Here is an 8,681-nt window from a genome sequence, read left to right on the forward strand (position 1 = left end):
CCCTTGTCCAGTACGAATACGCGACTGAAGTCCGCGCCCGCGTCCGACGAGTCCCCGGATGACGTCGCGCTCCCGCCGTCCGAGCGGACAGGCACCCAGGACGTCACCGGCGCGCGGGAGTCCACCGCCACGCGCCTGACGGGCCCGTTGGGGCTGGCGGAGGGCGGCACCCGCACCCTCATCGCGCCACTGGAGGCGGGCGAGCTGCCCAACGTGGCCCAGATCAAGGGCCTGCGGCTGGACCAGATTCTCCTGCTCACCACCGGCGTCCTGGTGGTGCTCATCGTGGGCTTGCTGGCGGCGCTGTCGGTGGCCTCCACCAAGTCCCAGTTCGAGGAGACGGCGCTCGTCTCCAAGGAGCGCATCCAGGAGCAGGCGCGCGAGCTGGGCCAGACGGTGGGGCAGACCATCGCGCTCACCTCCGCGACCAACCTGCGCGACAACAACTACGCCTTCCTCGAAGAGGTGGCGGGCTCCATCGTCAAGACGAACCCCAACATCCTCCGGGTGCAGATTTTCGACCCGGACGGGGTCCGGATGGCGGACAGCGAAGGCGCCGGCGAGGACAAGGAGGACGTCGCGCCGGTCCGCCGCGCCGAGCGCCGGCTGGTGAGCGCGTTCTATCGGGGGCAGCCCATCTCCGAAATCCAGGAGCCCATCGATTACGGCTCCAGCAGCGGCAAGGGGCTGGTCGTCATCAGCTACTCGCTGGGCGGGCTGCAGAAGCAGCTGGCGTCGCTGGAGCAGGACAAGCGCGCCACGGTGCGCGCCACCACGCTGCGCATGCTGGGGCTGGGGCTGGGCTTCGTGGTGCTGGCGGGCGTGCTGGTGGCCTACCAGAGCCGGCGCATCACCCGGCCGCTGGGCATGCTGACCGGCAAGGTAATGCAGCTGGCCGCCGGCAACCTGAGCGCGCGGGCGGGAACGGCGCAGGGCGCGGGCCGCGAGGTGGTGACGCTGGGCGTGGTGTTCAACCACATGGCCGAGCGCATCAAGGTGCTGCTGGAGGACGTGCGGGCCAAGGCGCAGCTGGAGCGCGAGGTGTCGCTCGCGCGCACCGTGCAGGAGACGCTGCTACCGGGGCGCGAGGGTGTGCAGGTGGGGCCGCTGCGCATCGCCGGCCTGGTCGTCACCGCGGATGCGTGCGGCGGCGACTGGTGGTTCCGGGCCGCCCTGGATGACCGGCGCATCGTCATTGGCATTGGCGACGTGACGGGCCACGGCCTGTCCACGTCGCTGGTGGCCACCAGCGCCACCAGTGGCTTCGCCTCGGCGATGACGCTGCGCGAGCCGTCGCAGGTCAACGCGCAGATGCTCATCACCGCTCTCAACGTGACGCTGGCCAACGTGGGCCGCGGTGAGCACCAGATGTCCAGCGCGCTGGCCGTCATCGACGTGTCCAACGGCTACATCGACTACGCGGCGGGCGCGCACCCCAGTCCGCTGGTGTTCAACAAGCGCAGCGGTCAGGTTGCATCGCTGCCCGCGCGCGGCCCGCTGCTGGGCGCCTCCGTCGAATCCCAGTTCACCTCGCGCCAGGCCCAGCTGCGGCCAGGGGACGTGGTGGTCTGGTACACGGACGGCCTCACCGAGGCGCGCGACAACGCGGGCAAGCTCTACGGCACCCAGCGTCTGGCCGCCGCGGTCCAAGCGCACGCCCACCTGTCCGCGGAGGCGCTGCGTGACGCGGTGCTGGCGGACGCTCGAGCCTTCAGCGCCGGCCAGCCGCAGCGGGACGACATCACCGTCGTCGTGGCCGAGTTCAGCCCCGCCGCCTGACTTCCTTCTGGGACTCCACACGCATGCGACGCTCCCCACGACATCCTCGGTCGCGCCGTCTCACGCCGGCTCTCGCGCTGCTGACCACCCTGTGCGGCCCGCCCGTGCTGGCCCAGTACCGCCCGCCGCCCATGTCCGAATCCCAGCGGCTGGTCCGGGACGGCGAGGCGGCGCAGGTGGCCGCCAGCGCCGCCAGCGCCTCGGGGAACAAGAAGGAGGCCGAGGAGAAGTACCGCAAGGCCCTGGCCCTCTTCGAACAGGCGCTGACCGCCGAGCCTGGCTCCGTGGCCGCCGCTGCTGGCCTGGGTGCCAGCGCCAACGCGCTCAATGACTGGCAGCGCACCGTGGACCGGGTGCAGCCGGTGCTGACGGCGAACCCCTCGGAGCTGGCCCTGGCCTATCCGGTGAGCGTGGCGTACTTCAAGCTGCGCCGCTTCCCGGAGGCCGTGCCGCTGATGGAGCAGGTGGCCACGGCCGACAAGGCCGAACACCTCATCGTTCATTACTACCTGGCCAGCTACTACCTCTACGTCCAGCAGGGAGACGCGGCGGCCACGCGGCTGAAGCGCTACCTGTCGCTGCGTCCGCAGGCCCTGGCACCCAACGACTTCCAGATTCACGAACTGCTGGGCCGCGCCCACGTGCTGCGCGGGGATGCCGCGGCGGCGCGCGCGTCCTTCCAGCAGGCGCAGGCGGGCCGGCCAGAGTCGCCGTCGGTGCAACTGGGCCTGGCGCAGGTGCTGGAGCTGGAGGGCCGGGTGGTGGAGGCGCGCACGCTGCTGGAGGGCGTCACCACGCGCTTCCCGCAGGCGGGTGACGCGCGCGAGAAGCTGGCGCGCCTGTACCTGGGCGCGGGGGACGTCGCGAAGGCGGACGCGCAGGCCCAGGCGGTGGTGAAGCTGGGCAGCTCACCCGCGGCGCACCTGCTGCTGGGTGACGTGCGCTTCGCCCAGAAGAACGCGGCCGCCGCGGAGGCGGAGTACCGCAAGGTGCTCCAGCTCCAGCCGGGTCTGGTGCTGGGGCAGATGGCGGTGGGCAAGGCGCTCCAGGCACAGGGCCGGCACGAGGAGGCCATCCAGTTCCTGGAGGGCGCCGTGCGCGCGGGCGCCAACAGCCTGGAGCTGTGGGCCAACCTGGGCTCGGTGAACCGGCGCGCGGGCCGCTTCCAGCGCGCGGTGGAGGTGCACCGGCGCGTGGTGGAGATGGCGCCGCGTCAGGCCCTGGGCTACGTGCTGCTGGGCGCGGACCACTTCGCCACCGGCCAGTGGGACCAGGCCATCGAGGACTACGCCAACGCGCTGCAGGTGGAGCCGGAACACGCCGGGGCGAAGCAGTGGCTGGCCCGGGCCCTGGCGCACCGGGCGCGGGACAGGGCGGGCACGGGACGGCTGGAGGACGCCGTCCGGGATTTGCGCCGCGCGTACGACTTGGACCGGGGCGCGCCCATGGCTCGCCGGCTGGGCGCCGCGCTGCTGGAGACGCGCGCCTACGCGGACGCGCGCAAGGTGATGGAGCAGGGCGTGATGCTGCCCGGCGCCGCGTGGCGTGACAGCCTGCTGCTGGGGTATGCGCGGCTGGCCACGAACGATGCCCAGGCGGCGCTGGAGGCCTTCAACCGCGCGGCCACCCAGACGGAGGAGCCCGACGAACAGGCGGAGGCCTCCGTCGGCGCCGCGCTGGCCGAGGTGGAGCTGGGGCAGGTGGACGCGGCGGTGCAGCGCCTCACCGCGGTGGGCCCGTCGCGCGCCGCGGCGCAGGTGGCGGGCGCCAACCTTCCGCGCGTGCTGGTGCGCCGGGCGCTGGTGCGCCTGGAGGCCGGAGACGCCGACGCCGCCGAGCGGGATTTGGACCTGGTGGACAAGCTGGGCACGGGCAACCGCAAGGAGCTGGTGCGGCTGGCCCAGTTCGTCCGCGGCCTGGCGCGCGCGGAGTCGGGGCGCCACGCGGAGGCGAGCGCGGCCATCACCAAGGCCCTTGCGTCCACGCAGCCCTGGGCCTGGCCCAACACGCGCGCGCTGGCCACCGCCTTCGTGCTCTACAAGAAGGGACAGGTGCCCGCCGCGCGCAAGCAGCTGACCGCGGCGGCGAAGAAGCCGATGCCCGGACAGCCCAAGTGGCTGACGGCGATGACGGGCGCGCTCCACCGGCGCGAGGCGTCCCAGGCGTACAATGCCGGCAACATGAAGGTGGCGGAGAAGGCCTTCAAGGCCGCGCTCGCCGGCAATCCGGACGACACGCAGGTGCAGCACAACCTGGCCTGCGTCGACTGGCGCAAGGGCCGCACGACAGACGCCGTGGAGGCATGGCGCCGGCTGGAGTCGAGCGTGCCGGTGGCCGCGCTCAACCTGGGCATCGACGCGCAGGAGCGCCGCAAGGACGCGGGTGAGGCCGTGGAGGCCTGGCGCCGCTACCTGGCCGGCGGCAGCGGCCCGCGCATGGCGCAGGTGCGTGAGTGGAAGGAACGCCTGCAGAGTCTGCACGGCCTGGCCGAGCCTGCCTCGGGCGCGCCCGCGGACGCCACCGTGGAGGAGACCCCATGAAGACGTCACCTCGCTTCCTCCTGGCTGGCCTCGTGCTGGCCTGCACCCTGACGGCCAGCTCCGCGCTCGCGGCGCCGAAGAAGGCCACGCTGGGGGTGTTCCTCGCCACCACGCTCGCGGATGGCCAGGAGCGCTTCGAGTACGCGGAGGCCCTGGCCGCCCGGCTGACGGAGACCCTGGACACGCCCGTGGCCGCCAAGAGCTTCGGCCGCTACGAGGACTTCTCCCGCGCGGTGGCGGGCGGGATGGTGGACTTCGCGGTGGTGGATGCGTGGGCCGCGGTGCAGCTGGGCGCGAAGGCGAAGCCGGTGGCCTGGGCCTCACGCGCGGGTGACACGCAGCAGCGCTGGGCCATTGTCGCGTTGCAGCGCGGCGTGGTGAAGGACCTCGCCGGCAAGCGCCTGGCGCATGTGAAGGGCGCGGGCCCGGCGGACCCGAAGTTCGTCACCCACGTCGTGCTCGGTGGCGACCTGGACGCCCAGAAGCACTTCAAGCTGGCCCCCGTGCCGAACGTGGAGTCCGCGCTGAAGATGCTGGAGGCCAAGGGCGCGGAGGCGGCGCTCGTCCCGCTGGCGCACGTGCCCAAGGGCAAGGATGTGCGCGTGCTCTTCCGCAGTGGGCGGGTGCCGGGGGCCGTGCTGGTGGACCTGCGCAACCACGAGGCCGCGCTCACTGGCGCGCTGGGGAAGGTGGGCGCGGTGGCGCCCTTCGATGCCTTCGCGCGGCTCCAGGACAAGGACTTCGACGAGTTCAGCAAGCTCGTCACGCGTGGCCCGCCGCGGCGTCAGCCCGTGCTGGCCGAAGGGGCCGAGCTTCACGTGGAGGCCGAGGTGCTGGTTCGCTCGGAGGAACTGGGCCCCGCGCTTCCGTCCTTCGTTGGGGACCTCGCCGTCTCCGCGGAACAGCCGGATGACTGATCCTTTCCCGAGTTTCTAGAGAATGAGAGCCAGCGACTTGGCCCGGCGTTGTCTCTGGGGTAGCTTGAAAATGATGGCGTTGGTGTCCAGCCGAGAAACCGCGTTCCCCCGGACGCAAGCGCTGGCGCCGAGCCCGTCTCCGGGTCGTACGTACAGGACCTCGGGTGTCCATGCTCCACCCTTGGATGTGAGAACGATGCACTCGACTCTGTTCGGTGAGCCGCGGCTGGGCGCGGCGAAGGCGGTTGCCGGTCGCCGCGCCCTGCGCGCCGGCCTGCCTCTTTCCATCATGCTGTGCGTGCTGTCCCTCGTCGTCCCTTCGAGCGCGGCAGCGCAGGAGGCCGCGGAGGCGGAGGCTCCCGCCAAGGTGAAGCGCCGGAAGCGGGTGGTGAAGCCCGCGGCCTCCGCGCGTCCCGCCGCGAAGACGGCGAAGAAGCCGAAGAAGCCCGTGAAGCCGCCCGTCGAGGACGCGGACGACCCGACGGCCGAGCCGGAGATTCCCGTCCTGGGTGGCGGGCCTGCCACGGATGATCCGTCGCCCGCGAGCGCGCCGGCACCCGTGCCCACGCCGCCCTCCGCCGCGCCCCTGACGCCGGCCACGCCCCTGATGGCCGAGCCCGCCTCACCGCAGGCGCTGCCGCCGGTCGGCGCGGACTTCAACCCGCCGGACGCGCCGACGCATCTCCCGCCGGCCACCGCGACGCTGCCCGCGCACCAGCCCGCGCCCGCGTCGAACATTCCCATCAGCGCGCCCTTCGCGGAGCCGACCCTGGATCGCCCCTTGCCGCCGCAGTCCGGGCTCGCGGGCCTGGGTGCGGACCCGCTGGACGGCGCCGACGCGCTGGAGGAGTCCGTCAACCGCGTGCTGAGCGAGGCGGTGGTGACCACCGCCGGCAAGCGCAACCAGCGCATCTCCGACGTGCCCCTCACGGTGTCCTGGATTCCGGCCGACGAGCTGGAAGGCACCGGCCAGTTCACGCTGTGCGAGGCCATCCAGTACTTCCCTGGCATGGAGTGCCGCCGGGGCTCCATGCGCAAGGCGGCGGTGAGCGCGCGCGGCCTGGGCTCCAACTACCTGTCCAACCGCCTGCTGCTGCTCCAGGACGGCCGTCCGCTGACGGACCCGTGGACGGGCCAGTTCTACGCGGACGAAACGACGCCGCTCACCAACCTCAAGCAGGTGGAGGTCATCCGCGGCCCGGGGTCCTCGCTGTACGGCTCCAACGCCTTCAGCGGCGTCATCAACGTCATCCAGCGCCAGCCGTCGGACCTCATCGAGAAGGGCAAGAACGTGGGCGCCGAGGCCCGGGTGCTGGCGGGCCAGGACCAGACGTGGCGTCTGCATGGCACCGTGGCGGGCCGTGGCGGTCCGGTGGAGGCGCTGCTGGGCTACTACGGCTTCGGCTCGGACGGCCCGCAGCTCTTCAACGACCCGCGCGTGGGCCGGGTGGACACCAACCAGGACTCGCTGGTGCACCAGGTCAACGGCAAGGTGCGCATCGGGCCCCTGGCGCTGGACGCGGACTTCACGGACGCGGAGATTGGCCGCCCGGGTGGCACGCACATCTCCACCGTGGGCAACTGCGGCCGCTGCCACTACACGCCGAACGACTCCGAGTCGGTGCAGAACTTCAACGCGTCCGCGCAGGTGGACCAGCAAGTCACCGACAACCTGCGCCTCTTCGGCCAGGCGTACGGCTTCTTCAAGCGCCGCGACGTGCTGATGGAGAACGCCTTCGGCGGCGACCCCACCCGCGCGCTGGGCAAGCGGCGCCGGCTGGGCGGCGAGGCGCGCGCGCTGTGGACGATGGGCGACCTCAACGTCACCTTCGGTGGTGACTTGAAGGCGGACGCCGTCAACGTGCCCAACGTCCTGCCCGAGCTGAGCATGGACGACACGCGGCAGACCATCCTGGGCGGCTTCGTGGACGCGGAGTACCGCCTCTTCAACCGGCTGGTGTTCGGCGCGGGTGCCCGTTACGACCGCTACCAGATTCCGGAGCGCGTCTGGCAGAACCGCACGGACCAGGTTTCGCCGCGCGCCAGCGTCGTGTTCCACGCGGTGCCGGAGTTGCTGACGCTGCGCACCAACTACGGCCGCGCCTTCCGTGCGCCCACGTTGGCGGAGCTGGCCATCAACCAGCAGATGTACGCGGCCACACTGGTGGGCAACTCCAACCTTCGCGCGGAGACGCTGGACACCATCGAGGCATCGGTGGATTTCTGGCCCTTCGATCGGAGGGTGCGCCTGACGGGTACGGGCTTCTACAATCTGGCGAAGAACTTCATCAACCAGCAGCTCGTCTTCGGCTCTGTGTCGCAGTTCCAGAACCTGGGCGACGCGCGGGTGGCGGGCTTCGAACTGGAAGCGGCCGCGCAGATTCCGTCCATCAACTCGTCCTTCGACATCGCGTACCAGTTCCTCGATGCCAAGGCGCTGCCGTACGACGACGGCCCTCAGTCACCGCTGGACTACGCGCCGGCCCATCGCATCTACGCGCGTGGCCGTACCAACATCGGCAAGGTCGCCTTCGTGGAGCTGTACGCGCTGCTGGTGGGCTCACGTTATGACCCGGGCTTCGAGGTGGACGAGACGACGGGCCTGCCCACCACCCGCGTGCAGTTGCCCAGCTACGTCACGGCCAGCGCGCGTGTGGGCTTCAACGTCTACGACGGCATCTCCGTGTCGTTCCTCGGCTCCAACCTCTTCAACGCGCAGTACGAGGAATCCCACGGTTTCCCAGCACCGCCCCAGTCGTTCTTCAGCGAAGTCAAGGTTCGATACTAGCCCTTGAGTACCGCCCCCCACCTGGAGGCCGGCGGCCTCCTGTTGATTGCAGACGAGTCGCTTTCTCCGGCGCTGGTGGAGCAGGCGGCTCCCGTCCTTGCACAGGGCGGCATGGCGCTGTGCCAGGGGCCGGGGTCGCCTTCCGGGCCCCGGCGCCTGATGCTCTTCGACGGGAAGCTGACGCCAGCGCACGCGGAGGCGCTGCGCGGCGAGCCGCCCGCGCTGCTGCTGGCGACACGGGCCTCCGACGGACGTCCCTCCACGTGGGAGGCGCGTCTGTTGGGGGACCTGCTTCGCGGCGCGCCGTTGCTGCCCGCGGGGGCATCGCGGCACCGGCTTCAGTCGGTGGCGGACATCAACGCCACCGGTGAGGCCGCCGCGCAGGCCGTGACACAGGCGCGGGGTTCGCGTACGGCGGCGGCGCTGGTGGGCGACGTGGTGCACGAACTGGCGGCCAACGCGATGTGGGACGCGCCGGTGGATGCGCAGGGCCAGCACCGGTACGCGCACCGCCGCTCCGAGGTCCGAGAGGTGGCGCCGGAGGACGCGTGCGAGCTGTCCTACGTGGTGGAAGAGGGCCGCATGTGGTTGGAAGTCGTGGACCGCTTCGGTGGTCTGCGTCCGGGGCCCTTCGCCCGGGCGCTGGGAGGGTGGGGC

Annotated in this window: 5 protein-coding genes; all 5 read left to right on the top strand. The window is 71.6% G+C overall.

Annotated elements, in window-relative coordinates; genetic code table 11:
- Window positions 1-3 precede the first annotated feature (3 nt).
- On the top strand, window positions 4-1,779 hold the full coding sequence (locus F8M74_RS36520; protein WP_141258878.1) for a PP2C family protein-serine/threonine phosphatase: 1,776 nt from the start codon (window positions 4-6) through the stop codon (window positions 1,777-1,779).
- A 23-nt stretch (window positions 1,780-1,802) separates the two neighbouring features.
- Window positions 1,803-4,319, top strand: a complete 2,517-nt coding sequence (locus F8M74_RS36525) for a tetratricopeptide repeat protein (protein ID WP_141258879.1) — start codon at window positions 1,803-1,805, stop codon at window positions 4,317-4,319.
- Entirely contained in the window at window positions 4,316-5,236 is a 921-nt protein-coding gene (locus tag F8M74_RS36530; protein WP_020477874.1) for a PhnD/SsuA/transferrin family substrate-binding protein, read from the top strand. Before F8M74_RS36525 ends, F8M74_RS36530 begins: the two co-directional genes overlap by 4 nt.
- A gap of 22 nt (window positions 5,237-5,258) precedes the next feature.
- Window positions 5,259-8,024: a TonB-dependent receptor gene (locus tag F8M74_RS36535; protein WP_141258880.1), complete on the top strand. Its 2,766-nt coding sequence runs from the start codon at window positions 5,259-5,261 to the stop codon at window positions 8,022-8,024.
- A 3-nt stretch (window positions 8,025-8,027) separates the two neighbouring features.
- Window positions 8,028-8,681, top strand: a 654-nt coding sequence (locus tag F8M74_RS36540) for a hypothetical protein (RefSeq protein WP_163884738.1), incomplete at its 3' end; no start/stop codon positions are given.

The organism is Myxococcus sp. CA023 (assembly GCF_010998615.1).
Lineage (GTDB): Bacteria > Myxococcota > Myxococcia > Myxococcales > Myxococcaceae > Myxococcus.